Source organism: Bacillus sp. FSL E2-8887 (genome assembly GCF_038007205.1).
In the GTDB taxonomy this organism is placed as follows: domain Bacteria; phylum Bacillota; class Bacilli; order Bacillales; family Bacillaceae_G; genus Bacillus_A; species Bacillus_A mycoides.
The window spans coordinates 1,267,916-1,294,002 of the sequence record NZ_JBBOWS010000001.1; the positions used below are offsets into that span (position 1 = coordinate 1,267,916).

Below are 26,087 nucleotides of genomic sequence, written 5' to 3' on the forward strand. Positions count from 1 at the left end.
TACTATAATTAAAACTTCAATGGAGGTTTATGATGTTTTATTTAATTTACTTCGCGATCATTTTGATCATACCGTTGTATGCACAGTCAAAAGTACGTAGTGCCTATAGCAAGTATTCACAAGTTTATTCAACATCAGGTATGACAGGAGCGGAAGTGGCTCGAAAAATTTTAGATGAAAATGGATTGTACAATGTAGCCGTAGAAGAAACGCCAGGTCATTTGTCAGATCATTATGACCCGCGTGTAAAGACGGTTAGATTATCGACAGATAACTATTATGGTCATTCAGTTGCTGGTACAGCTGTAGCAGCACATGAAGTAGGACACGCAATTCAAGATGCGAAAGATTATAACTTTATGCGTGTACGCCATTCGTTAGTGCCAGTTGCTAATTTTGGTTCAAACATGTCATGGGTTTTTGTCCTAATTGGTGTATTTGCACAAATGTCTGGTTTGTTGTTACTAGGAATTATTTTAATGGCAGCAGGTGTTATTTTCCAACTTGTTACATTACCAGTTGAGTTTGATGCATCAAAACGCGCAATGCAACAAATTGAAGCACTTGGTATCGTATCAACAGATGAGTACGGTCAAGCTCGTAAAGTATTAAATGCGGCAGCATTAACATATGTAGCAGCAGCTGCTGTAGCAGTATTTGAATTATTACGTCTCGTATTAATTTATACTGGTATGCAGCGTAGCGACGATTAAAGACTATCAATTTTGATAGTCTTTTTTTGTTTTGTGGATTGAATCTTATAATATGTTACAAATGGAAATAATAGAGAGAATATGGGGTATAGAACTAGTTAAAATAAAGATAAGTATGGAATGATGAAAGAAGGTGACGGACATAGAATATCCATATTATTTAGTTAAACAAGTGAAGGAGCGTAGTGCTACATACCAATTAGAAGGTTTTTTAAGTGGACAGGGCCCTAAAAACCCGAAATTAATGCTTGTTGGAGAAGCACCTGGTGAAACAGAAATTCATAATGGGATTCCATTTAGTGGGAGATCGGGAAAACATTTAATGGAATTTTTAGAACGTATTCACGTTACAAGGGAAGAAGTATATATTACGAGTGCGGTCCGGAGTAGACCTTATAAATGGAGAGAGAAAAGGGAACGAAATGGCGAAATAATACAGAAGAAGTACAATAGAACACCGAATCAAGGTGAGATACTTGCCCATGCACCTTTGCTAGATTATGAACTGGAATTTATACAGCAGCCGGTTATTGTCACACTTGGTAATATTGCATTACAGCGTTTAGTTGGTAAAAATAATAAAATTACGGATGTTCATGGAGAATTGTTAAAGCAACCTGTGCAGCGATTGAAAGATAGCAGCAGTACAGAATTTATTTGGTCAGAAAAAGAATATCATATTTTTCCGACCTTTCATCCAGCTTCTATTTTCTATAATCGGAGTTTGTTGGAGCTTATTTATGAGGATTTGGAGAAACTTAAAAGATTTATAATAAAAAACTAGAAAAGCTACAGAGCTTTTCTAGCTGAATTTAATTATGTAACGGTTTTTTATTTTCATCTAATGTAAATCCTTCACCAACAACATCGTGTACATCACTTACAGCGACAAAGGCATGTGGATCTACTGAAATAATGATATTTTTTAATTTTACGATTTCATTTTTAGCAACAACACAATATAGTACATTACGTTCTATTTTTGTATAGGATCCAACTGCTTTTAAAAAGGTTGCTCCGCGCTCCATTTCTGATAAAATTTTTGAAGCAATTTCATCGTTTTTATCAGAAATAATAGTTGCTCCTTTTGCTGCATAAGCACCTTCTTGCATGAAATCAATAACCTTAGCCCCGATAAAAACAGCAACTAACGTATACATGCCCTCGCGATATGATAAATATGTAAGAATAGAGATAATGATAACGACCGCATCAAACATAAACATCGTTTTTCCCATACTCCAGCCAACATATTTGTGAGCTAGCCTTGCGATAATATCAACACCGCCAGTAGTCCCGCCGTATTTGAATATAATTCCAAGTCCTATGCCGATAAATGCCCCAGCGAATAAAGCAGCCAGTGTCATATCATTTTGCAAGTTTAAATGTAAGTTGAGAACCTCGTAGCGCTGAAACACCCAAAGGAATAAAGAGACGCTAAATGTACCGATTAATGTGTATAAAAATGTTGTTCGGCCGAGTAATTTCCAGCCAATAAAAAATAGAGGGACGTTTAAAATTAAGTTTGTATAGGAAGGATCAAGTGAAAATTTAAAATATAATAATAGCGTAATGCCGGTAAATCCACCCTCTGCAAGATGGTTTTCAATATTGATATTCACAATACCGAAAGAAAAAATAGCGGAACCGATTAAAATAAAAATGATATTCCGAATCTTCAAATTTGATGTCATTTAGAAATCCCCCTAATTATGTAATGATTGCATTGCTCCTCTTAAACGATAGAACATAATAATAAGTTATTTCTAGTTGATAGTAAAAATAGAGAATGGTATAAGAGCTTAATTAGTTCAGCCTGATATTGTGCGGAAAAACTGCAAAAGAAAGTTTCACTTTATCCCGTCCCAACGGCTGGTAGAGGGAAAAGCAAAGAAGAAAAGGTCGAACCAGCCGCAGGGACCCGATTGGTTCAGGCTGATCTTTTGCAAAAATCACGCAAAAGAAGTTTCACTTTACCCCGCTCTAACGGCTGGTAGAGGGTAAAACAGTGAAGAAAGGTCGAACCAGCCGTAAGAGCCCGATTGGTTCAGGCTGATTTTTTGTAAAAATCACGCAAAAGAAGTTTCACTTTATTATAGTCTATCCTAAAAAGAGTCGTAAATAGTGATATGAGGGAATAATATTTGTCAAATCGCGATGAATTGGCTAACATGAAAGAGGAAGGAATAAGAGGTGACTAGTATGGAAGCAAAAACGATGAAAGATATGCAGAAAGAAGTAGATGCATATATCGGTCAATTTAAAGAAGGTTATTTTAGTCCGCTTGCAATGATGGCTCGTTTAACTGAAGAAATGGGAGAGCTTGCAAGAGAGGTTAATCATTATTATGGTGAGAAACCAAAGAAAACGACTGAGAAAGAACGAAGTGTTGAGGAAGAGCTTGGAGATGTTTTATTTGTTATGATTTGTATGGCAAATAGTTTAAATATTGATTTAGAAACAGCGCATAACATTGTAATGAATAAATTTAATACACGTGATAAAGATCGTTGGACACGTATTGATGAGGGAGAGAAAGACGCATGAAAGAAATTAAAGTAATTATCGCTGGACCACGAGGACGCATGGGATATGAAGCAGTCCTTCTTATGGAAAGAACAGCGCATTTCAATTTAGTAGCAGCAATTGATTATAAGCATGGCGGAGAAAAAATTTCTGATGTACCGGGAATGCCAGCGCTAGATGCACCTATTTACGCGGATTTACATACTTGTTTAGATGAAGTAGAAGCAGATGTATTGTTAGATTTAACAACACCAGAAATTGGAAAGAAACATGTGACACTTGCAGTTGAACGTGGACTTCGATCAGTTATTGGTACAACTGGATTTACTGAAGAAGAACTAAAGCAATTAACAGAAAATGCAAAAGAAAAAGAAGTAGGAACAATTATCGCTCCAAATTTTGCGATTGGTGCAGTTCTTATGATGAAATTTTCACAAATGGCAGCGAAGTACTTCCAAGATGTTGAAGTAATTGAATTACACCATGATCAAAAATTAGACGCACCATCTGGTACAGCTGTAAAAACAGTAGAATTAATCCGCCAAAATCGTGTACCAAAAGAGCAAGGGCATCCTAATGAAACGGAACAATTAGAAGGGGCACGTGGTGCAAATGTAGACGGTATTCACATTCATAGCGTACGTCTACCAGGGCTTATTGCACACCAAGAAGTAATGTTCGGCGGAGATGGACAAATGTTAACAGTTCGTCATGATTCATTCAACCGTGCATCATTTATGTCAGGTGTAAAACTATCAATTGAAACAGTAATGAACCTTGATCATCTTGTGTACGGTTTAGAAAATATTATCGACTAAAGGGGAGACAACGGATGAAAATTGCCTTAATCGCACATGACAAAAAGAAAGATGATATGGTTTCGTTCGCATACGCATATAAACCAATTTTTGAAAAACATGAACTTTTTGCAACAGGAACGACAGGACTTCGTATTATGGAGGCAACTGGTTTAGTTGTAACAAGATATCAATCCGGTCCTCTTGGTGGAGATCAAGAAATTGGTGCAATGATTGCAAAAAATGAGATGGATATGGTGATTTTTTTCCGGGATCCACTAACAGCCCAGCCGCATGAACCAGATGTTAATGCGTTACTTCGTTTATGTGATGTATACGCCATCCCATTAGCAACAAATATGGCAAGTGCTGAAATGCTAATGCATGCATTAGAGCGGGGAGATTTAGATTACCGAAAGTTAAGAAAATGAGGGGAACAATTATGAGTGGATTACATATATTAGCGTTTGGTGCTCATGCCGATGATGTTGAAATCGGCATGGCAGGTACCATTGCAAAGTATACGAAGCAAGGATATGAAGTAGGCATTTGCGATTTAACAGAAGCTGATCTTTCTTCAAATGGAACGGTAGAACTAAGAAAAGAAGAAGCAAAGGCTGCAGCTCGTATTATGGGAGTAAAAACGAGAATTAATTTAGCAATGCCAGATCGTGGTTTGTATATGAAAGAAGAATATATACGTGAAATTGTAAAGATTATTCGTACATATAAACCAGCACTAATTTTCGCACCATATTACGAAGATCGTCATCCAGACCATGCTAATTGCGCGAAACTTGTGGAAGAAGCTATCTTTTCAGCGGGAATTCGTAAATATATGCCTGAACTTTCGCCGCACCGTGTAGAGTCGTTTTATAATTATATGATTAATGGTTTTCATAAACCGAATTTTTGTATAGATATTAGTGAATACCTTTCTAAAAAGGTGGAAGCGTTAGAAGCGTATGAAAGTCAGTTTTCAACAGGGAGTGATGGTGTTAAGACGCCATTAACCGAAGGATACGTTGAAACTGTAATCGCTAGGGAGAAGATGTTTGGGAAAGAAGTTGGAGTGCTGTATGCCGAAGGATTTATGAGTAAGAAACCGGTTTTATTACATGCTGATTTAATAGGGGGATGTAAATGAAATTGAAAATAGGTATTACATGTTATCCTTCTGTAGGTGGTTCTGGGGTTGTTGGGACAGAGTTAGGAAAGCAATTGGCGGAACGCGGGCATGAAATTCATTTTATTACATCGGGTGTACCATTTCGGTTGAATAAAGTGTACCCGAACATTTATTTTCACGAAGTAACAGTAAATCAATATTCTGTTTTTCAATATCCACCTTACGATTTAGCATTAGCGAGTAAAATGGCAGAGGTTGCTCAAAGAGAAAACCTTGATATTTTACATGTGCATTATGCAATCCCTCATGCTATTTGTGCATATTTAGCAAAACAAATGATTGGGGAGCGTATTAAAATTGTTACGACCTTACATGGAACGGATATTACTGTGTTAGGTTCCGACCCTTCGTTAAATAATTTAATTCGCTTTGGTATTGAACAATCTGATGTTGTTACAGCTGTGTCACATTCGTTAATTGAAGAAACAAATGAACTTGTAAAACCAGATAAAGAAATTGAGACGGTATACAATTTTGTAGATGAACGTGTTTATTTCAAACGTGATATGTCTCAATTAAAAAAAGAATATGGTATACGAGAAAATGAAAAAGTGTTGATTCATATTTCAAATTTCCGAAAGGTTAAGCGTGTACAGGATGTTGTGCAGTCATTTGCCAAAATTGTAAAGGAAGTAGATGCGAAATTGCTTCTTGTTGGTGATGGACCAGAGTTCTGTACTATTTTACAATTGGTGAAAAGTTTACATATTGAGGAACGTGTCTTATTCCTAGGAAAGCAAGATAATGTTGCAGAGCTTCTTGCGATGAGTGATTTAATGCTACTTTTATCAGAAAAGGAAAGTTTTGGTCTTGTTATATTAGAAGCGATGGCGTGTGGTGTGCCTAGTATCGGAACGAGGGTTGGGGGTATTCCAGAGGTCATTCAACATGGTGAAACAGGATATATATGTGAAGTTGGAGATACAGACGGAATAGCTAAGCAAGCAATTCAGCTACTAGAAAATGAAGAACTTCACCGTAATATGGGAGAGCGAGCGATGAAATCTGTATATGAGCAGTTTCGTTCGGAAAAAATCGTTTCACAGTATGAGGCGATTTATTATGACATACTAAGGGATGACAAGAATGGAAAGATTTAAAAAAGCTAGTTCAATTATTGAGATGTTAAAACAGCACGGACATGAGGCGTACTTCGTTGGTGGAAGTGTACGCGATCTAATTATCGATAGACCGATTGGAGATATCGATATCGCAACATCTGCTTTACCAGAAGAAGTAATGGCTATTTTCCCAAGACATGTTCCGGTTGGTCTTGAGCATGGAACTGTAATTGTTGTAGAAAATGGTGAACCGTATGAGGTAACTACTTTTCGAACAGAAAGCGAATATGAAGATTTTCGAAGACCTAGTAGTGTTCAATTTGTCCGTTCATTAGAAGAGGATTTAAAACGACGTGATTTCACGATGAATGCAATTGCAATGACAGAGGAAGGCGAAATGGTTGATTTATTTGCTGGGAAAGAAGCGATTCGTCTGAAGGAAATTACAACGGTTGGAGATGCTGCAGACCGTTTTCAAGAAGATGCACTGCGAATGATGCGTGGTATTCGGTTCGTAAGTACGTTAGGTTTCTCTTTGGAAATAAAGACGAAACAAGCAATTGAAACGTATGGGCATTTGCTCGAACATATAGCGATTGAAAGAATTACAGTTGAATTTGAAAAATTGTTGACCGGTACATATTGTGTGAATGGTCTTCAAGAGTTAGTAGAAACTAAGCTATTTTCTCATCTGCCATATTTGCAAATGTCAGAAGAAAGACTCTTGAAAGCTACGCAGTATAAATGGGATTCTTTCGAAACAGACGTTGAGGCGTGGGCATTTTTCCTATATTGTATCGGAGAAGAGCATCCATCTGTCTTTCTGCGTCAATGGAAGTTCTCGAATAAAAAGATTAAAGATATCGTAGCGGTTTTATTAGCAATTCGTTCTAGAAAGGAGAAGGAGTGGGATACAATCCTTCTTTATAAAACTGGGATTCGCATCGCTGAGATGGCGGAAAGAGTATATGAAGCGATAATAGAAAGTTATAATAGTGCGTCTGTTAAGCAAGTACAATCATTATTTCATGCATTGCCGATAAAAAATCGTCAAGAAATGAATGTGACTGGTAATGATTTATTAAGCTGGACAGATAAAAAGCCAGGTCCGTGGGTTGCCGAAATGCTTCAAAATATTGAAGAAGCAATCGTACAAGGAGATTTAGTTAATAAGAAAGAGGATATAAGGGAGTGGCTACAAAGATGCAATCTACTATAAGAAAGCAGTTATTACAAGTTTTTTCTGAAGCAGATGGTGCATTTGTATCTGGTCAAATACTTAGTGACAAACTTGGCTGTTCGAGAACCGCTGTATGGAAGCATATGGAGGACCTTCGTAATGAAGGGTATGAACTAGAAGCTGTACGCCGCTTAGGGTACCGAATTGCTAGTAAACCAGATAAAGTAACTGCGAATGAGATTCAATTAGGATTACAAACAGAGCGTATCGGTAGAACGGTTTATTTTGAAGAATCGGTTGAGTCTACTCAGCATATTGCAGCGAGACTTGCTTATGAAGGTGCAGAAGAGGGAACAATTGTCGTTGCTGAAGAACAAACAGCAGGTAGAGGACGTTTAAGTAGAAAATGGTATTCCCCAAAAGGAACAGGAATTTGGATGAGTATTATTTTGCGTCCCTCGATTCCAGTTCATCATGCACCACAGCTTACTTTATTAGCAGCTGTTAGCGTAGCGCAAGCAATTGAAAAATGTACCGGTGTAAACGTAGGGATTAAGTGGCCGAATGATATTTTAATTCAAGGTAAAAAAGCTGTCGGTATATTAACGGAGATGCAAGCTGATCCAGATAAAATTAATGCGGTTATTATGGGAATTGGCATTAATGCAAATCAGAAACAAGAACATTTTGATGAGGAAATTCAGCAAATTGCAACTTCATTAGCAATTGAATCGGGTAAGCCGATTGTTCGTGCGGAACTTATGCAACAAATTTTCTTGCAACTAGAGAAATTGTATGAAGAGTATTTAAAAAATGGCTTCTCTGTTATTAAAATTCTTTGGGAAAGTTACGCAGTAAGTATCGGAAAAGAAATTACAGCTCGAACAATGAAGGAAACTATTAATGGGCTAGCAAAAGGAATTACGGAGGATGGTGTATTGTTACTTGAGGATCATCAAGGACAAGTGCACCACATTCATTCTGCTGATATAGAAATTAAGTAAAAGAAGTTCCTATTTTGGAGCTTCTTTTTGTCATTTAGATACTAATAAATTTCACATACCGTAATAGGGATAAAAAATTATTTTTTCGAAAAAATGTAGCAATTCCTTTTCAGAGTTTGCTATAATTAGTTCGAATATGGGCAGTATCAAAGCGAACTGCACCATTATTTTACGCAGTATGAAAAAATAATAATTTGGATTCTGCCTTGATCCAATAATGGACTGGGACAGAGGGATGAATAATGCCGACTAACACACAACCCTTCTGCCCTTTTATGGCCAGAGGGGTTTTTTATATGATTTCGGCCATCTCCTCTCTCCTGCATAAAGGAGGAGTAGTTTTTGAAAACAAAAACAGATTTTTTGAAAATGAAAGAGCAAGGTGAGCCGATTACAATGCTAACGGCGTATGATTATCCATCTGCTAAATTAGCAGAAGAAGCTAAAGTCGATATGATTTTAGTGGGTGATTCTCTAGGAATGGTTGTACTTGGGTATGATTCAACAGTTCCAGTAACAGTAGAGGATATGATTCATCATACGAAAGCTGTACGCCGCGGAGCGAAAGAGACGTTTATTGTAACTGATATGCCATTTATGTCTTATCATGTCTCATTGCAAGATACGATGATTAATGCACGTCGCATTGTTCAAGAGAGCGGGGCACATGCATTAAAGGTAGAAGGTGCTGGAGAAGTTATATCAACTATTCACTACTTAACGAATGCGGGAATTCCCGTTGTGGCGCATTTAGGTTTAACTCCTCAATCTGTAGGAGTGCTAGGTGGGTATAAAGTACAAGGGAAAGATGCTGAAAGTGCAAAAAAATTAATAGAAGATGCAAAGAAATGTGAGGAAGCTGGTGCGATAGCACTTGTGCTAGAATGTGTGCCAATGCAATTAGCAGAACTTATTTCAGAGCAGTTAACAATTCCTACAATTGGAATTGGAGCAGGACAAAAAGTAGATGGGCAAGTTCTTGTATACCACGATCTTATCTCGTACGGCGTAAATCGTGTTCCGAAATTTGTGAAGCAATATACGTCTGTTCAAGAGGAGATTGTGCGAGGGATTTCGCAATACGTTACTGAAGTAAAGACAGGGCAATTTCCTGAAGAAAAACATTCATTTACAATGAAAGAGGAAGAGTGCTTAGCGTTATACGGAGGAAAACAATAATGAAAATCATAACTACAGTGCAAGAGATGCAGCAAATTACAAACGAACTGCATGCAAGTGGAAAAAGTATCGGTTTTGTTCCAACGATGGGGTATTTACACGAAGGGCATGCTACGTTACTACGTAAGGCAAGGGAAGAAAATGAAATTGTAGTTTTAAGTGTATTTGTAAATCCACTACAATTTGGACCAAATGAAGATTTAGATCGATACCCACGTGATATTGTTAGAGATGAAAATGTAGCAAAAGAAAATGGTGTTGATTATTTATTTTATCCGAGTGTAGAAGAGATGTATCCAGCAGAACAAACGACAACAGTAGAAGTTGTGAAGCGTACCGACGTATTATGTGGCAAACAAAGACCTGGTCATTTCGCTGGTGTGGCGACTGTACTAATGAAACTATTTAATATTACATTGCCAACGCGTGCTTATTTCGGTATGAAAGATGCACAGCAAGTAGCTGTAATTGAAGGATTCGTAACTGATTTTAATATTCCCGTTACGATCGTACCAGTTGATATTGTAAGGGAAGAAGATGGATTAGCGAAAAGTTCTCGTAATGTGTATTTATCATTAGAAGAACGTGAAGAGGCTCCTCATTTATACGGCAGTCTATGTATAGCGAAAGAACGAATTGAGGCAGGCGAACGTAATCCGGAAATCATTATGAATCTTGTGAAAGAGCATATTGAGAAGTATACGAAAGGCACTGTAGATTATGCTGATTTATATGCATATCCTTCATTAAAAGCAATAAATAAAATTGAAGGAAGAATCATTTTAGCGATTGCGGTTAAGTTTGAAAATGTACGATTAATTGACAATATAACATTAATGGGGAAATAAGGGGGAGCATCTATGTTTCGCACAATGATGAGAGCGAAGTTACATCGTGCAACTGTAACAGAAGCAAATTTAAATTATGTAGGTAGTATTACAATTGATGAAGATTTAATGGATGCGGTAAATATTGTAGAAAATGAAAAAGTACAAATTGTAAATAACAACAATGGAGCACGCTTAGAGACATATGTTATTAAAGGAGAGCGCGGTAGCGGTGTTGTGTGTTTAAATGGTGCAGCTGCAAGGCTTGTACAACCGGGTGATAAAGTTATTATTATTTGCTATGGTTTAGTGGCAGAAGAAAATATTCATAAACAAGAGCCGAAAATTGCAGTATTAGACGATGATAATCAAATTATTGAAATGTTAGGTGCTGAAAAAGCTGGCACGATATTATAAGTAGGAAGGCTATCTCTAATTAAGGAGATAGCTTTTTTGTGCATCTTTTCATTAAGATGAGGTAAAACGTGGTATAGTAACATTATATAATTTTTGTGTTTGATAGGTAAGAAATTGAGGTGTTACATATATGAGTAAGCGTTATGTCGTTGTTGATTTAGAGACGACAGGGAACTCCTGGAAGGATGGGAAGGATAAAATCACCCAAATTGCAGCTGTTGTAGTGGAAGATGGAGAGATATTAGAGATTTTTTCATCTTTTATTAATCCGAAGAGAGAGATTCCCCTATTTATTACAGAATTAACTGGGATTGATGAAGATCTTGTAAAACAAGCCCCGTTATTTCGAGATGTAGCCCCGATGATTGTTGAGCTATTACAAGGTGCGGCTTTTGTTGCACATAACGTTCACTTTGATTGGAATTTTTTAAATGAAGAATTAAGGCAAGCTGGATATACAGAAGTACATTGTCCTAAAATTGATACAGTTGAATTGGCGCAAATTCTTTTGCCGACAGCTGATAGTTATAAATTACGTGATTTAGCTAAGCAGCATGAACTAGAGCACGATCAACCACATCGTGCGGATAGTGATGCTCTTGCAACAGCGGAGTTGTTTTTACAATTTTTAAGTGAAATTGAAAAGTTACCACTTGTCACATTACAATCGCTTTATGAATTAAGTGATGTTTTCCAAAGTGATATAGCTGATGTACTTTCTGAAAATATTTTAAAGAAAATGATGCATGGTAAAGAAGAGGCAGAGGAGTGTGAGGTGTATCGAAATATTGCGCTTCGAAAGCGGAATTATTCTTTAAGCCTCAGTGAAACATACTCATCTAAATTTGATGCTTTCTTACATAAGACAATCGATAAACTTGAATTGAATATGCCAAAGTTTGAAAAAAGAGAAAGCCAACAGATTATGATGAAGGAAATATATACAGCGCTAAGAGATTCTAGGTTTTCACTGATTGAAGCAGGAACAGGTACGGGGAAGACGCTTGCATATTTACTTCCAAGTATTTATTTCGCAAAGAAAAAAGAAGAACCTGTCATTATAAGTACACAAACTGTACAATTGCAACAACAAATACTAGAAAAAGAAATTCCTTTATTAAAGAAAATAATGCCATTTTCATTTGAAGTAGCTCTTCTGAAAGGAAGAAAGCATTACCTTTGTCTACACAAATTTGAATATGCTTTGCAAGAGGAAGAGAAAAATTATGATATGGCGCTCACAAAGGCAAAAATTTTAGTGTGGTTATTGCAAACGGAAACTGGCGATCGTGATGAATTGAATATTCCTGAGGGCGGCAAGTTACTTTGGAACCGTATTTGTAGTGATGTACATAGTCCAGGCGGGATGCAAAGTAACTGGTATAGTCGTTGTTTTTATCAAAGAGCAAAGAATAAAGCATTATTTGCAGATATCGTTATTACAAATCATGCGTTATTATTTCAAGATTTTTCAAGTGAAGAACCACTATTTGCTTCATGTGAACATATTATTTTTGATGAAGCTCATCATATCGAGGAAGCGGCGAGTAGAACATTAGGTGAACAGTTCTCATGCATGTATTTTCAATTAGCTTTATCTCGTCTTGGTACGCTAGAAACAGATGATGTACTTTCTAAAGTATATAAAATGATGAAAAAATCAGAGCAAGCATCGCGTTCGACTTTCCGTATGGTGAGTCATAGTTTGAAGGAATTGAAATTTGATGCGGATGAACTATTTCAAATGTTACGGACTTTCGTATTTAAACAAACAAAGCAGGAACAAGGGATGAGCAATATGCCACTCATTTATCGATATAACACGGAAGTAGAGAAAGGTAAGTTATGGGATAGCATTACCGAGTTAACAAATCGATTTGTGTATGATGTAAGAAAGTTATTGACTACACTTGAGAAGCAAGCTGAAATATTGCAAAGTAAATTAGAATGGGAGATGCATGTCGTTACAGGTGAATATATGCATTTAATTGAGTTGTTGAGAAAGATGGCACAATCTTTACAATTACTCATTTTAGAAAAAAATTCATACGTGACATGGATGGAGACTGAAACGAAGGGAACGATTCATTCAACAGTTCTATATGCGCAGCCTGTTCATATTGGTGAAAGATTTGCTGATGAATTTTTAACCCAGAAAAAGAGTGTTATTTTCACATCAGCAACGTTAACAGTTAATGATTCATTCGACTATATAAAAGAGGAGCTAGGTTTACATGATTTTGCTCCCAATACATTAAAGGTTCCATCACCATTCCGTTTTGAAGAGCAAATGAAATTAATGGTTTCAACGGATGTACCTTTTATTAAGAAAGCAAGTAATGAAGAATATATTGAGTCTATATCGGCACATATTGCGAAAATAGCGAAAGCTACAAAAGGTAGAATGCTCGTTTTATTCACTTCGTATGAAATGTTGAAAGAAGCGTATACGAATTTGAAAAATGATGAGACATTAGAAGGATATTTATTATTAACGCAAAGTGTGAATAATAAGAGCCGAAGTCGTCTAATCCGCAAATTCCAGGAGTTCGACAAATCGATTTTGTTAGGAACAAGTAGTTTTTGGGAAGGGATAGATATACCTGGAGATGCTCTGAGTTGTCTTGTCATTGTCCGTCTGCCTTTTACCCCTCCTCATCAGCCGATGATGGAAGCAAAAGGAGAGTGGTTAAAAAATCAAGGAGAAGACGTATTTGATAAGTTGGCGCTCCCACAAGCAATCTTACGTTTCAAACAAGGGTTTGGTCGTCTTATTAGAACAAATACAGATACGGGAACTGTATTTGTATTAGATCGTCGTTTGACAAGTTCTTCCTATGGAAAACGATTTTTACAATCAATCCCAACTGTACCGCTCTATGAAGGACCGTTAGAAGAATTGTTAGTACAGTTAGAAGAATCGTCAAATGAATAAAATTGGAAGAAAAATACGCCTGAAGTACATTTAAACTTCAGGCGTAAAAAATGTGGGTAGGAGGAATTTTATTTTTCTTACTTCTTGTATACAAAATATATTGCTTTTCGATTTGAAACCTTTTTTTGCTGTACATGTCCTGCTATAATAGATGGGTGATGAAGCAGGGGTTGTAAAGAATGTACTCTTATTGTAACCGCATTGCGTTCTTCTATAATTAGAAATTTTTGTGTAACGGAGGAGTTTTTTCATGGATAAGAAAATCGAAGTCCTATCAACGACGCGTATTAAATATTCGTCTGACTTGTATAAAATTGTTGATGGTTTGAATCGTACGTTAAAAGAGCAGGACCTCATGTTCGGATTAGCATTAGACGAAAAAGATAAAGAAACAGCTGTATTTACGATTTACAGAACGTAGTGATACAATGAAAAAGTGGATCTTTACAATCATTATCGTTATCGTTGCTAGCGGAATATATGGGGCATATGTTTATAATAAAGCGATGGAAAAGAAAATTCCAAAAGAGTCAAAGTCTGTAGAAATTGCGAAAGAAAAGGCAAAGCTTACAAAGGTAAATACTGTTGATTATTATAATGGGAAATCTTCATATACAGTCGTACAAGGTACAGATGAAAAAGGAGAACAACTTATCGTTTGGGTGCCTGATAAAAAAGGAAATGTCCTTGTGAAGAAAAAGAGCGAAGGTATTTCTAAAAAAGAAGCTTTGCAAAAATTGGCTGAACAAGCTACAGGAGAAGGTGCTGAGCCGAAGCCGAAACCAAAAGAAATTATAAAAGTAAAATTAGGTGCTCAAAACGATATTCCATTGTGGGAAATTACATATATTGATCAGGAAGATCGTTATACGTATTACTATTTAGAGTTTCAAAATGGGGTTTATGCTGGACACTACAGCATTGAAAAATAGATGTAGGGGGAACTACAAATGAAATTAGCAAAGCGAGTAGCTGCTTTAACACCATCTGCAACTTTAGAAATTACAGCAAAGGCACAAGCATTAAAAGCAGAAGGTCATGATGTAATTGGATTAGGAGCAGGAGAACCTGACTTTAATACGCCAAAACATATTATGGATGCTGCGCATAAAGCGATGTTAGAAGGACATACGAAATATACACCAACAGGTGGATTACAAGCGTTAAAACAAGAAATTGTGAAGAAGTTTACTCGTGATCAAGGAATTGCGTATGATCCATCTGAAATTATTGTATGTAATGGTGCCAAGCATGCATTATATACATTATTCCAAGTGTTACTTGATGAAGGAGATGAAGTTATCATCCCAACTCCTTATTGGGTAAGTTATCCTGAGCAAGTAAAGCTTGCTGGTGGTAAGCCAGTTTATGTAGAAGGTCTAGAAGGCAATGAGTACAAAATTACAGCAAAGCAGCTGCGTGAGGCAATTACAGAGAAAACGAAAGCTGTTATTATTAATTCACCGAGCAATCCAACAGGGATGATTTACAGCAAAGAAGAATTACAACAGCTTGGAGAAGTATGTTTAGAGCATGATATCTTAATCGTTTCAGATGAGATTTATGAAAAATTAATTTATGGTGACGCGGAATATACTTCAATTGCCCAGCTTTCTAATGTATTAAAAGAACAAACACTTATTATTAATGGTGTATCTAAATCACATTCTATGACAGGTTGGCGTATTGGATATGCAGCAGGAAATAAGCAGCTTATTAAAGCGATGACGAACTTAGCGAGTCATAGTACGTCAAACCCTACTTCAATTGCTCAATACGGTGCAATTGCTGCGTATGCAGGCTCACAAGAACCTGTAGAAACAATGCGTCAAGCGTTTGAAGAAAGATTGAACATTATTTATGATAAATTAATTCAAATTCCTGGTTTCACTTGCATTAAGCCACAAGGTGCTTTTTACTTATTCCCAAATGTAAAAGAAGCCGTAGCGTTAGCTGGGTATGATACAGTTGATGAGTGGGCAAAAGCATTATTAGAAGAAGAAAAGGTGGCTCTTGTTCCAGGTACAGGATTTGGTGCACCAAATAACGTTCGATTATCGTATGCGACATCTCTTGAGCAAGTTGAGAAAGCATTAGAACGAATTCATACGTTCATGAAAAGTAAAGTACAGGCTTAATCGTCTGTTTCTTGTAGTAAATGGCAAAAAACCTCCCTATATATAGGGAGGTTTTTTTGACGAATTGTGGCAAAAAGAAATGGCTAAAGGTGTGTTATACTAGAGAACGAGGTGTTTGGTGATGAAAAAGAAAATGATGTTACAATGGTTTGAACAGGGAAGCATAGCGATTCCTAAATTGCTTATGATGCATTATAAAAAGCTAGGTTTAAATGAGACGGAATTTATGGTAGTACTTCATGTACACACATTTTTAGAATCAGGTAATTCGTTCCCGACTCCTTCAGAGATTTCAGAACGGATGACGATAACAGAAATGAAATGCATGGAAGTGATTCAGACTTTAATCCAAAAAGGTTTTTTAGCACTAGAAGGTGGACGAAGATCTGAAGCGATGATGTGTGAAAGTTATTCTTTACAACCACTGTGGGAAAAAATATTGCACTTTTTAATGAATGAATCTATAGAGGAAGAGCAAAAAGAACAAAAACAAATTCAAGTAAATTTATATACAGTATTTGAAAAAGAATTCGGAAGACCACTTTCGCCATTTGAATGTGAAACATTAGGGATGTGGGAAGATCAAGATCAACACCATCCGAATTTAATTCAAGCGGCTCTTCGTGAAGCTGTTATGAGTGGTAAACTTAATTTCCGGTATATTGATCGTATTTTGTTTGAGTGGAAAAAGAACGGAATTAAAACGGTAGATCAAGCGCAAAATCAAGGCCAGAAATTTAGAGCGAATCAACAACGCACACAACAAACGACAAAACAAGAGACGAAATTTACTGGGAAAGTGCCTTTTTATAATTGGTTGGAGCAGTAGTGTAGGAGGAAAGATATGTTGAACAAAACGCAAATTCGTTATTGTTTAGATACAATGGCGGATATGTATCCAGAAGCGCATTGTGAATTAATTCATGATAATCCATTTGAACTTGTAATCGCAGTGGCATTATCTGCGCAATGTACAGATGCACTTGTGAATAAAGTGACGAAAAACTTATTTCAAAAATATAAAACACCAGAAGATTATTTAAGTGTGTCTTTAGAAGAATTACAACAAGATATACGTTCCATTGGATTGTTTAGAAATAAGGCGAAAAATATTCAAAAATTGTGCCGGATGTTACTAGATGATTATAACGGGAAAGTTCCAGAAGACCGTGATGAGCTGACGAAATTACCAGGAGTAGGGAGAAAGACAGCGAATGTAGTTGTTTCGGTAGCGTTTGGGATTCCAGCGATTGCTGTTGATACGCATGTAGAGAGAGTGAGTAAACGGTTAGCAATTTGTAGATGGAAAGATTCTGTGTTAGAAGTGGAAAAGACATTGATGAAGAAAATTCCAATGGATGAGTGGGGAGTTACACACCACCGTATGATTTTCTTCGGACGTTATTACTGTAAGGCGCAGCGACCACAATGTGAAGAGTGTCGATTACTAGAAATATGTCGCGAAGGAAAGAAACGAATGAAGGGGAAATAAAGGATGGAGCGAGTTATAGAAATACCGAAAGAGTTTCGGTGCGTACCATTTTTTAAAGAGAGTGCAAATTCGATTACGTATCACACAGACCAATCTTTTGAAGAGATAATACAAAATACTTACTTTATATTTGATATTGAAAGAAAATATGAGCCATGGAATGAAATTGAAACAAGTATTCCAGCGGTGTTAAATATATGGAAAAGCAAGCATGAAGAAATTGCTATACTATTTCGGAACAGAAAAAAACAAGAAGCTGAGGGTCCGATGATTCTTTTTGCAGCGCACTTTCTATCGGTTATATATTGGTTAAATGAGCAGCCTGTTCATAGTTTGAATGAGATGCAAGTAAATACGAATAAATTGGAAGTACAACCTGTTAATTTTATGGAGCGATATTCATTTATTATAAAGAAACCGAGTAATTACCATTCGTATATTCAATTAGTACAGTTGTATATCGAAATAGAAAAGCTATATGTAAAGAAAATGATAACAAAAAAGAAGTCGATTTCTCATTAAGAGAAACCGACTTCTTTTTTTGTTTATTAAGACTCTGTTGTAACAACATTTCCGTCCGCGTGAGGTATATCTCCTCCGGTATTTTGTTGCTGTTGTTGCTCTTCAGCTTTTTTTCTAGCTTCTTCGTCAGCTTTTCTTTTAGCTTCTTCGTCGGCTTTTCTCTTAGCTTCTTCGTCAGCTTTCTTCTTAGCCTCTTCGTCAGCGGCTTTCTTTTGAGCTTCTTCTTGCTGTTTACGTTGTTGTTCTTGTTGCTGCTGTTGTTCTTGTTGTTTACGTTGTTGTTCTTGTTGCTGTTGCTGTTGCTGTTGCTGTTGCTGTTGCTGTTGTTCTTGCTGTTTACGCTGATCTTCATCAGCTTTTTTCTTAGCTTCTTCTTGTTTTAGTTTATCTTCATTGGTCTTTTTCAGGGCTTCTTCGTCAGCTTTTTTCTTAGCTTCTTCGTCAGCTTTTTTCGCATCTGGAGTTCCGCCAGGGGCAGTGAAGGATGCACCAACTGCAGGGCTTGTTCCAGTACCCTTTTTCGCTACTACAGAGAAACTGTAAGTAATACCTGGTTTAATACCACCAAGAGTAGCTGTCGTACCGCTTACTGATAAGCTACCACTAGAACCGTCAGTAGCTTTATAGCTTGCTGCGTATGCATCAACATTTGATGATGGTCCAGACCAGTTCAGTGTCACTGTGCTAGCGCCATCGAAAGCGACATTAAGGCCACTAGGTGGATCTACTTTAATTTCTTTAACTGCATCTTTTTTCGCACCTTTAATGTACAGTTCTCCATTTAATTCTTGTACAGAAGAAGGGCGCTCGAAACGAGATTTATCCGTAGCAAATTTGCTCATCATTGCTTGGAACATTTGCTGAGCAATTCTAGTAGAACGATCGCTAATGTAATTTTCTGGGCTATCTTTTTCATAACCAGTCCATACAGCCATTGTATATTGTGGTGTATATCCTGCGAACCAACTATCTCTGTTGGCATCTGCTGGAATACCGTATTTTTTAATAACAGATTTATCAAAGTTTTGTGTTCCTGTTTTACCAGCAACGTCGAATCCAGAAACATATGCTGTTGGACCTGTACCGCCAGAACCAGGTTTTACTACGTCACGAAGAACGTCAGTAACCATGTAAGCTGTATAGTCATGCATTGCGCGTTGTTCTTTCGGTTTAAAGCTTTTCTTTTTTCCATCTGGGAAAATAACTTCTTTAACGAAATGAGGTTTATTGTATACACCGTCATTTCCAAATGCTGCATAAGCTCCAGCGACATCTAACGGAGAGCCTTCATTACTACCGATTGCAGTAGATTCATATGCTTTCCCATCTTTAAACGTCATTCCTAAACCTTCAGCAAACTCTTGTGCCTTAGGAATACCGACTGTTTGAGCTGTTTTTAAAGCCGGGATGTTTAATGACTTCTTCAATGCTTCACGAAGTGAAACGTCACCTTTAAAATTACCCGTAGCATTTTTAATCTTTGTGCCATCAGAGTAAGTATATTCAGAGTCATTTAATTGATGATAAGTAGACCATTGAAGGTTTTCAATTGCAGGACCATAGTCGAAAATTGGTTTCATTGTTGAACCAACTTGGCGTTTTAAATCAACTGCCATATTATGACCTTTGAAAGTAGATTTACTTTCTTTACGACCAGCGCCGATTGCTCGAACTTCTCCAGACTGAGTATCCATAAATACGAATGATCCTTGGAATTGATCGTTTGGATACTTGATGAGATTCCCATCCATAATTTTTTCAGCGTAATCCTGAGCATCTTGATCAAGTGTTGTATGAATCGTTAAACCATCTGAACCGATATTTACATCAGGGTATTCTTTTTCAACTTCCTTTACAGCAGCATCTATAAATGCTTGATACTTCATTTCAGTCACTTCTGAAGATGGAAGAAGTCCTTGTGTTACAGAGATTTGCATTGCGTCATTCATTTCTTGTTTCGTTATATACCCGTGTCGGTTCATTAATGTTAATACGATATTACGACGTTTCGTTGCTCTATCAACGTTATCTGGTTTTGTTGGATCATAAATGTTAGGACCTTGGGGTAAACCAGCGAGCATTGCAGCTTCGTGTAGTTGTATGTCTTTTAAATCTTTGCCGTAATATTTTTTGGCAGCTGTGGAAATACCATAAGAGCGATTACCTAAGTTAATCTTATTTAAGTACATTTCTAAAATTTCATGTTTTGAGTACTGTTGCTCTAACTTATAAGATAAGTACCATTCCTGCACTTTTCTTTTTGCAGTTTTGTCCATCGTTAGAAAATAGTTTTTAACTACTTGCTGTGTAATCGTACTACCACCTTGTGATCCAAAACCACCAGTGACATTTTCCATGACTGCCATTCCAGTACGTCTAAAATCAATTCCATTATGATCGTAGAAACGAGCATCCTCAGTCGCAAGGAATGCACTTTCAATTACTTTTGGAATTTGATCGTATGTAACATGGGTTCGTTTTTCAGCACCGTATTCATAGAAGAAATTCCCGTTTTTATCAAGGAATTTTGTTGATAAAGGATTGACTAGCTTTGATTTGTCTAGTTTTGGAGCGTCCTTTACCATAACAAAGAAGGCCGAAACGCCAGCTACGAGACCCACGATACCAAGAAGTAGACAACCTATAAGAAATCTCTTGAAAAAGGAACCTTTTTTCTTTGGTTTTTCTTCTTTATTATTTGTTTCTTTCGTTTGATTTTTTACATGATTTCGTTCTGTACGAGAACGATAATTATCTGACATTATACTTTCTCCTACCTTTCATTCTCTCCCCCAAAAGTCGAAAAAAGAGCCTTAGTGATGACTCTATCACGAAAAATAAACCGTGTCTAGTACGCGGATATAATCAATTCGAGGGTGATAACCGCATGATAATAAAGACCCATGCTCTTCTATTTCTTGTTTTGTAATCGATTTACGTCCACCAGTATTTTGACGATTCCAAAATGCAATAATATGTTTTGCATCTAATAAATAAAATTCATCAAAAAGTGTAAATTTAATAATAACAAATGCAATTCCATTATGAGCGACTACTTGCTTCATATGTTCAATTTGATGAAGGTGGAAGTTTTGAAGTGGAAAACTGGTTTTATTTTTAGTTTCTTTCGCTTCAAAATCGATGTATTTCCCTTTGTATACACCGTTGTAATCTGTTGTAGAAGGTTGTTTGAAATACGCTTCTTTTACCACTGCAGCACTTCGAGCGGGGTAATCTACTTTTACAATTTGAAGAGGTGTAGGTTTTTTATGTACGCATGCAATATTATGGGTTAAGTAATATTGATTGGTGTCATTCAATTCCTCTTCAAGGGACATACCTCTATTACTGTAAGTATGTTTTTTTATTGGTGTTTTATGAGGTTGTGAAGCTTGATCGTACCTTTTTCCATTTGGGTAACGAATGGTCATATTTTGTCCACTCCCAACTTGATAAGATTTACTTACAAAGGTGATTATATCAAAAAATGAAAAAAGATGTGACCTTTTTCAAGAAAGGTATGGTGACTTACTCATGTTTCGATGGAATGATTACGAAAAAATTAAACAGACCCGTAATGATATTTTTTGTACAGAAGAGGAAAAAGCTATAGTTCTTAATATTAAGGAGAGCACGGATGTAGCTAACGTAGATAATATTTCACGTACACAATCTTACCAAGAATATTATTTGAGAAATAGAGAAATTAGATGGTCTTTTTTAGCAAGCATGGTTTCAAGGAATGGGGGATGGAACATGACAGATTTAGAAGGAGAATATTATTCTAATCTTTTATCTCAAACAGTTAAGAGACGATTATTTCATTTGTATGAGAAAGCCAATTGGCTCATTTTTTTAGATGCATTTCCTCAACTATTACTGTATGAGGAAAGTAAAAAGAGATGTGCGCCGCTCTTTCATTTGTTACAATTTTTCAACATATCAATTTTTATGGAAAAAGAATGGGTCGCGTTTTGGGAGAAAAAAGATATAAATAGGCTTATGACGGCACTTATTATTAATGAACAAAATAAAATTCAAAAACCAGTAATTGAGAATGCATACTTTCAAAAACATGTATTTGATACTGCACTATTCAAATTTCAAGAAATATTTCACGTTAGTGCAGTTATTTTTCCAATGGTGGAAGGGGGAATGTATGGATTTTCAGTTTATCAATTTGAAACGTTGCAAAAACGTATAGAACTGGGGAAGCAATTAGCTTGGTTATTATTTCATTCAAAGTATAAGGCTTCTTTTTATAAATTTGCAGTGCAAACTAGGCATACAGGATCAAGGATGGATTATGAATGTAATATAAGGGGAATTAGAAAATCATGTACGCCGGCTCTTCGGGATGTGTATTCTATTGTCACTCATGAAAAATTAATTGAAAAAGATTGGTTTAGTGAAGGGTTGGAAATAGATTCATTATTTTTACTTGAAAAACCTAAGGGGGAAATTAATATAACAGAATGGTATAGAAAGAAGAGGGAGCAAATACATACTCTTTCTATATTAAGTAGTTTTGTTAAAAGAATGGATGAGTTCATGATATAATAAAGAAGTCCCGCCTTCTTAAATGAGGGCGGGACTTCTTTATTAAAAGTAATATGCTCTACAACAAGTTACTTTCTAATCGGCTATTTGCCGGCAGTACGACTTTAACTTCAACACTTATCGAAAGCGAAGAGGTAAGGTAGACTAGAAAATAGTTGTTTGTAAAAGCCACTTTGGTTAAAGTGTCATTTTATCCCGCTATTTGCGGACAGTAAAACTCCCACCTCAAAATTTGGCTGGAGCAAAGAAGGTAGGTGGAAGCCCTGCTGTCCGTAAACACCCGATTGGTGCGGGCTAATAATCAGTGGGGGATGAATAAAACCCCACTGATTAAAGTTTCACTTTATGTAGCGGGGAAATTTGGACCATCAAGCTTTGGATTACCAGTCTCAGGTTTGTTTTGTTGTTTGTTTTGCTTTTTCTTTTTTTCGTTTTTATTTTTTGCCATCGTAATACACCTCCTTTTTGTATTGTTACCATTTCTAATAATGGCATACTAAATGATTTCTTTGACGAATATCAACTAGTTTTGTCATGTGAGAAGGAGTAATTAATCAATCGGCGAAATTACATGACAAAGGAAAGGCAAAGAAGGGGGCGTTTTAAATATGGCGATGGTTCAGAAGGAAGATGTTATGAAAAAAATGGATCAAATGTTAAGTTCTCTCGATTTGCTGGAAATGAAGATTGGGATTAGAATGAATCATGCATTGAAGGATAAAGGTGAAAAAATACGCAATAAGATAGAAATAACAGAAATGCATATAGAACATATGGAAAATAAATTAGTGCATCACGAAGAAAAAGGGAGCTGGGTAAAGACATTTCAAAACGTCGTAGTGAGTGCATAATAAGGTGGGAACAAAATGGGACATGAAGCATTAATCCAGTCTTCGGAGAAGTTAATGCAGTATAATGATGAAGCGAATGTGAAAAAAAGAGAGATGGCTGAATATGATTTTTATAAGGATATGAAGCCATTTGTTGATATTGTAGATGCGGAGTTAGAGATGTGGAAAGAATTAGCTTATAGGTGGATAAAGGAAGAACGACCTAAGTATATACATGTACAACAAATTGATCAAGTGTATGATAATTTACAAACTAATGTGCTACAATGTTTTGTTAATAAGGGAAAAGGCAAACGTTTCTTTGAAACTCATCAAGCTATTTCGTACACTTTGCAAAATATCGTAGATCAATGTAAATAACAAGAGGGAAAACCCTCTTGTTTTTTTATGCCTCTGTCACTGTTGTAGGTTTTGTTGCACCGTTTATTTCTAACTCTCGTATTAATGTTCGGTAATCTGATATGCATACTTTTCCTTCAAGATAACAATGTCTTGCAAAGTCTAACAGTTCATTCGAATTTTCTGTGTAATACCCCTTTTTTTGAGAAAACGCTTGTTTTAAATCCCCTAATACCATGTTGATTCCTCCCCCATGAGAATCTTCTTCCTTATTATCATAGCATGGAAGGGTTTACTTTCTAATTTTTTTAAAAATTTAAACTTCCGACAAAAACAGACAGGTACTCCGTCACACATTTTATTTTATAGGTACATATTCTATATGTAGAAACTTATGCCAAGGAGGAGAGAATGCATGTTTCAACAACCTAATGTATATCAGCAAGCAAATTCATATGCACAGCAAAATATGTACCAATATAATGAGGATACATATTTACGATATAATATGTATCCTTTCGAGCCTCATTATGGAAACCAAAATTATTATCAACCATTTGAAGTGTCGTTTGGGAATCAACCGCAGCAAGCGCATATGAATCAGCCGCAACAACCGCACATGAATCAGTCGCAACAAGCGTATACGAATCAACCACAGCAAGCGCATATGAATCAACCGCAACAACCGCACATGAATCAGTCGCAACAAGCGTATATGAATCAACCGCAACAACCGCACATGGATCAGTCGCAACAACCGCATATGAATCAGCCGCAGCAAATGTATACGAATCAACCACAGCAAGCGTATATGAATTCACAAAACTACATGTCGCCAGCTCAATATGTAAATCAACAAGCTATGTTTTATCCACCAAAACAACCATATCCAACGATGAATAAACAAAAGCAACAGCAACAGCAACCAAGTCAGTTTTCTAGTTTTGTTTCACAATTTAAATCATCAGATGGTAACTACGATGTAAATAAAATGATGAACACGGCTGGACAAATGATGAACGCGATGAATCAAGTAACAGGGATTGTTAAGCAAGTCGGGGGCTTTTTTGGTAAATAATAGTAGGGGGTTGTCTATAATAGGTATTACGTATGAAATTGGATACTAGACAAATTTCCATGAAATAAATGGGTATATATAACAAGCGGCTTTAGCCCCTCGCTCATATTGTAAAGTGTAGTCAGATTTTTTTAATGAGAGAGGAGAGAAAAAACTATGCATCATTGTCATCCTTGCTTTGGAGGGCATAAGCCTGTAGGACCTATTTGTACGACAGCTCCTGTCATTCACCCAACGAAACAATGCGTAACACATTCTTTTTCAACAACGGTGGTGCCACACATTTTTCCAACTCATACAACGCATGTTCATCATCAACAAATTAAAAATCAAAGCTTCTTCCCACAAACAAACTCGAACGTAAACGTTGTAGACCCTGGTGATCCAGGATCTGTTGGTGGATTTGGCGGCGGATGTGGACCATGTGGTCATGGCCATCATCACCATGGGCATCAAATATCACCATTTGGACCAGGACCGAATGTGTCACCATTTGGACCAGGACCGAACGTATCACCATTTGGACCAGGACCGAATGTATCACCATTTGGACCAAATATCGGACCAAACGTTGGTGGAATGTTTAAAAAGTAAATGATATGTTAGAACTAGCGAAATGCTAGTTCTTTTTTTGTAATTGGAGTGTTGATATGAAGGTTGTTGCTGTAACAGGATATAAGCCGTTTGAACTTGGAATATTTAAAAATGATCATCCAGGAGTAGAGTGTATAAAAAAGGCGCTGCGTCGTAAATTAACTGTTTTTGTAGAAGAAGGTTTGGAGTGGGTTATTATAAGTGGTCAGTTAGGAGTAGAGCTATGGGCTGCTGAAGTTGTTTTTGAAATTCAAGTAGAATATCCAAATTTAAAATTAGCTGTATTTACTCCTTTTTTAGAACAAGAGGAAAATTGGAAGGAAGATAACCGTGAATATTACGAATTTATTCTTTCACAAGCAGATCATATTGATAGTATTACGAAACGGAAGTACGAAAGCCCAGAGCAATTTAAATTAAAGAATCAATTTTTTATTGAAAAAAGCGATGCACTTTTAGCTGTATATGATGAAGAAAAGTCTGGGAGCCCTAAATATATTGTAGAAGCAGCTAAGAAAAAAGGAGAAATAGAAAATTATCACAGTTATTTCATTCTTTTTTCTGATTTACAAGATATAATGGAAGAGGAACAGTGGAATAATGCAGAGTAATATGTAATATAGTACTCGTATATTTGATTGACAAAAGGCGTTGTTTCTGAAAAAATTTAGTTAATGAAAGCTTT

Annotated in this window: 30 protein-coding genes; 25 read left to right on the top strand and 5 right to left on the bottom strand. The window is 36.4% G+C overall.

Going from position 1 to position 26,087, the window contains the following annotated elements:
* Positions 1-32 precede the first annotated feature (32 nt).
* Together NSQ08_RS06355 and NSQ08_RS06360 are read left to right on the top strand one after the other, a co-directional pair.
* Positions 33-713 (top strand): zinc metallopeptidase, encoded by a 681-nt coding sequence (locus tag NSQ08_RS06355; protein WP_002086606.1) that lies wholly within the window; start codon positions 33-35, stop codon positions 711-713.
* A gap of 133 nt (positions 714-846) precedes the next feature.
* Positions 847-1,497, top strand: coding sequence for a uracil-DNA glycosylase (locus NSQ08_RS06360; protein WP_340772636.1), 651 nt, complete (start codon positions 847-849; stop codon positions 1,495-1,497).
* A 28-nt stretch (positions 1,498-1,525) separates the two neighbouring features.
* On the opposite strand, the gene NSQ08_RS06365 is transcribed toward NSQ08_RS06360, so the two are convergent.
* Positions 1,526-2,407, bottom strand: a complete 882-nt coding sequence (locus tag NSQ08_RS06365; RefSeq protein ID WP_002011845.1) for a YitT family protein — start codon at positions 2,405-2,407, stop codon at positions 1,526-1,528.
* A gap of 508 nt (positions 2,408-2,915) precedes the next feature.
* Here NSQ08_RS06365 and NSQ08_RS06370 point away from each other — a divergent pair.
* The 17 genes from NSQ08_RS06370 to NSQ08_RS06450 all read left to right on the top strand — a co-directional run bounded on the left by NSQ08_RS06370 (position 2,916) and on the right by NSQ08_RS06450 (position 17,980).
* Positions 2,916-3,260, top strand: a complete 345-nt coding sequence (locus NSQ08_RS06370; protein WP_002011846.1) for a nucleotide pyrophosphohydrolase — start codon at positions 2,916-2,918, stop codon at positions 3,258-3,260.
* Positions 3,257-4,057, top strand: a complete 801-nt coding sequence (gene dapB, locus NSQ08_RS06375; RefSeq protein WP_002188996.1) for a dihydrodipicolinate reductase — start codon at positions 3,257-3,259, stop codon at positions 4,055-4,057. Before NSQ08_RS06370 ends, dapB begins: the two co-directional genes overlap by 4 nt.
* 14 nt (positions 4,058-4,071) lie before the next feature.
* The gene (gene mgsA, locus NSQ08_RS06380) at positions 4,072-4,467 is read left to right on the top strand and encodes a methylglyoxal synthase (protein WP_000684753.1); all 396 of its coding nucleotides are present in this window, start codon (positions 4,072-4,074) and stop codon (positions 4,465-4,467) included.
* Between the two features lie 11 nt (positions 4,468-4,478).
* On the top strand, positions 4,479-5,183 hold the full coding sequence (gene bshB1 / locus NSQ08_RS06385) for a bacillithiol biosynthesis deacetylase BshB1 (RefSeq protein WP_340772646.1): 705 nt from the start codon (positions 4,479-4,481) through the stop codon (positions 5,181-5,183).
* Positions 5,180-6,325, top strand: a complete 1,146-nt coding sequence (gene bshA / locus NSQ08_RS06390; RefSeq protein ID WP_002086596.1) for an N-acetyl-alpha-D-glucosaminyl L-malate synthase BshA — start codon at positions 5,180-5,182, stop codon at positions 6,323-6,325. The genes bshB1 and bshA overlap by 4 nt, the downstream gene beginning before the upstream one ends.
* Entirely contained in the window at positions 6,312-7,505 is a 1,194-nt protein-coding gene (locus tag NSQ08_RS06395) for a CCA tRNA nucleotidyltransferase (RefSeq protein ID WP_002086595.1), read from the top strand. The genes bshA and NSQ08_RS06395 overlap by 14 nt, the downstream gene beginning before the upstream one ends.
* Complete coding sequence (locus tag NSQ08_RS06400; protein WP_002086594.1) at positions 7,490-8,470, top strand: biotin--[acetyl-CoA-carboxylase] ligase; 981 nt, start codon at positions 7,490-7,492, stop codon at positions 8,468-8,470. The genes NSQ08_RS06395 and NSQ08_RS06400 overlap by 16 nt, the downstream gene beginning before the upstream one ends.
* Positions 8,471-8,812: 342 nt before the next feature.
* Positions 8,813-9,649, top strand: coding sequence for a 3-methyl-2-oxobutanoate hydroxymethyltransferase (gene panB, locus NSQ08_RS06405; RefSeq protein WP_002011854.1), 837 nt, complete (start codon positions 8,813-8,815; stop codon positions 9,647-9,649).
* Positions 9,649-10,497 (top strand): pantoate--beta-alanine ligase, encoded by an 849-nt coding sequence (gene panC / locus NSQ08_RS06410; protein WP_016101475.1) that lies wholly within the window; start codon positions 9,649-9,651, stop codon positions 10,495-10,497. Before panB ends, panC begins: the two co-directional genes overlap by 1 nt.
* Positions 10,498-10,509: 12 nt before the next feature.
* Positions 10,510-10,893 carry an aspartate 1-decarboxylase gene (gene panD / locus NSQ08_RS06415; RefSeq protein ID WP_000490176.1) on the top strand — a complete coding sequence of 128 codons (384 nt, stop codon included), beginning with the start codon at positions 10,510-10,512 and terminating at the stop codon, positions 10,891-10,893.
* A 130-nt stretch (positions 10,894-11,023) separates the two neighbouring features.
* Complete coding sequence (gene dinG, locus NSQ08_RS06420) at positions 11,024-13,828, top strand: ATP-dependent DNA helicase DinG (RefSeq protein WP_328068167.1); 2,805 nt, start codon at positions 11,024-11,026, stop codon at positions 13,826-13,828.
* 250 nt (positions 13,829-14,078) lie between these two features.
* Positions 14,079-14,249 carry a YpmA family protein gene (locus tag NSQ08_RS06425; protein ID WP_002086589.1) on the top strand — a complete coding sequence of 57 codons (171 nt, stop codon included), beginning with the start codon at positions 14,079-14,081 and terminating at the stop codon, positions 14,247-14,249.
* A gap of 7 nt (positions 14,250-14,256) precedes the next feature.
* A complete protein-coding gene (locus tag NSQ08_RS06430) occupies positions 14,257-14,760 on the top strand; it encodes a cell wall elongation regulator TseB-like domain-containing protein (protein WP_002086588.1) in 504 nt (167 codons plus the stop codon).
* 18 nt (positions 14,761-14,778) lie between these two features.
* Entirely contained in the window at positions 14,779-15,966 is a 1,188-nt protein-coding gene (gene aspB, locus NSQ08_RS06435) for an aspartate transaminase AspB (protein ID WP_002011860.1), read from the top strand.
* A gap of 121 nt (positions 15,967-16,087) precedes the next feature.
* A complete protein-coding gene (dnaD, locus tag NSQ08_RS06440; protein WP_000728546.1) occupies positions 16,088-16,795 on the top strand; it encodes a DNA replication protein DnaD in 708 nt (235 codons plus the stop codon).
* Between the two features lie 15 nt (positions 16,796-16,810).
* Complete coding sequence (nth, locus tag NSQ08_RS06445; protein ID WP_000933020.1) at positions 16,811-17,458, top strand: endonuclease III; 648 nt, start codon at positions 16,811-16,813, stop codon at positions 17,456-17,458.
* A 3-nt stretch (positions 17,459-17,461) separates the two neighbouring features.
* Entirely contained in the window at positions 17,462-17,980 is a 519-nt protein-coding gene (locus tag NSQ08_RS06450) for a YpoC family protein (protein WP_002086586.1), read from the top strand.
* 26 nt (positions 17,981-18,006) lie between these two features.
* Here the strand turns inward: NSQ08_RS06450 and NSQ08_RS06455 are convergent, their stop codons facing one another.
* Together NSQ08_RS06455 and recU are read right to left on the bottom strand one after the other, a co-directional pair.
* Positions 18,007-20,742 (bottom strand): PBP1A family penicillin-binding protein, encoded by a 2,736-nt coding sequence (locus NSQ08_RS06455; protein WP_340772670.1) that lies wholly within the window; start codon positions 20,740-20,742, stop codon positions 18,007-18,009.
* Between the two features lie 66 nt (positions 20,743-20,808).
* On the bottom strand, positions 20,809-21,411 hold the full coding sequence (recU, locus tag NSQ08_RS06460) for a Holliday junction resolvase RecU (protein ID WP_002030800.1): 603 nt from the start codon (positions 21,409-21,411) through the stop codon (positions 20,809-20,811).
* A 103-nt stretch (positions 21,412-21,514) separates the two neighbouring features.
* Here recU and NSQ08_RS06465 point away from each other — a divergent pair, with 103 nt between their 5' ends.
* On the top strand, positions 21,515-22,540 hold the full coding sequence (locus NSQ08_RS06465; protein ID WP_340772679.1) for a DUF2515 domain-containing protein: 1,026 nt from the start codon (positions 21,515-21,517) through the stop codon (positions 22,538-22,540).
* A 343-nt stretch (positions 22,541-22,883) separates the two neighbouring features.
* Here the strand turns inward: NSQ08_RS06465 and NSQ08_RS06470 are convergent, their stop codons facing one another.
* Positions 22,884-23,030, bottom strand: a complete 147-nt coding sequence (locus NSQ08_RS06470) for a phage portal protein (protein ID WP_306302660.1) — start codon at positions 23,028-23,030, stop codon at positions 22,884-22,886.
* A gap of 118 nt (positions 23,031-23,148) precedes the next feature.
* On the opposite strand from NSQ08_RS06470, the gene NSQ08_RS06475 reads away from it, so the two are divergent.
* Positions 23,149-23,391 (top strand): hypothetical protein, encoded by a 243-nt coding sequence (locus NSQ08_RS06475; protein ID WP_002030820.1) that lies wholly within the window; start codon positions 23,149-23,151, stop codon positions 23,389-23,391.
* A 15-nt stretch (positions 23,392-23,406) separates the two neighbouring features.
* A complete protein-coding gene (locus tag NSQ08_RS06480; protein WP_002011864.1) occupies positions 23,407-23,751 on the top strand; it encodes a YppE family protein in 345 nt (114 codons plus the stop codon).
* A gap of 25 nt (positions 23,752-23,776) precedes the next feature.
* On the opposite strand, the gene NSQ08_RS06485 is transcribed toward NSQ08_RS06480, so the two are convergent.
* Positions 23,777-23,968: a YppF family protein gene (locus tag NSQ08_RS06485; protein ID WP_002030817.1), complete on the bottom strand. Its 192-nt coding sequence runs from the start codon at positions 23,966-23,968 to the stop codon at positions 23,777-23,779.
* A gap of 177 nt (positions 23,969-24,145) precedes the next feature.
* Here NSQ08_RS06485 and NSQ08_RS06490 point away from each other — a divergent pair, with 177 nt between their 5' ends.
* From NSQ08_RS06490 to NSQ08_RS06500, 3 genes are all read left to right on the top strand, one after another.
* Positions 24,146-24,808: a YppG family protein gene (locus NSQ08_RS06490; protein WP_078175657.1), complete on the top strand. Its 663-nt coding sequence runs from the start codon at positions 24,146-24,148 to the stop codon at positions 24,806-24,808.
* A 156-nt stretch (positions 24,809-24,964) separates the two neighbouring features.
* Complete coding sequence (locus tag NSQ08_RS06495; RefSeq protein ID WP_002189016.1) at positions 24,965-25,402, top strand: CotD family spore coat protein; 438 nt, start codon at positions 24,965-24,967, stop codon at positions 25,400-25,402.
* Between the two features lie 56 nt (positions 25,403-25,458).
* Entirely contained in the window at positions 25,459-26,013 is a 555-nt protein-coding gene (locus NSQ08_RS06500; RefSeq protein WP_002030808.1) for a DUF1273 domain-containing protein, read from the top strand.
* Positions 26,014-26,087: the final 74 nt, after the last annotated feature.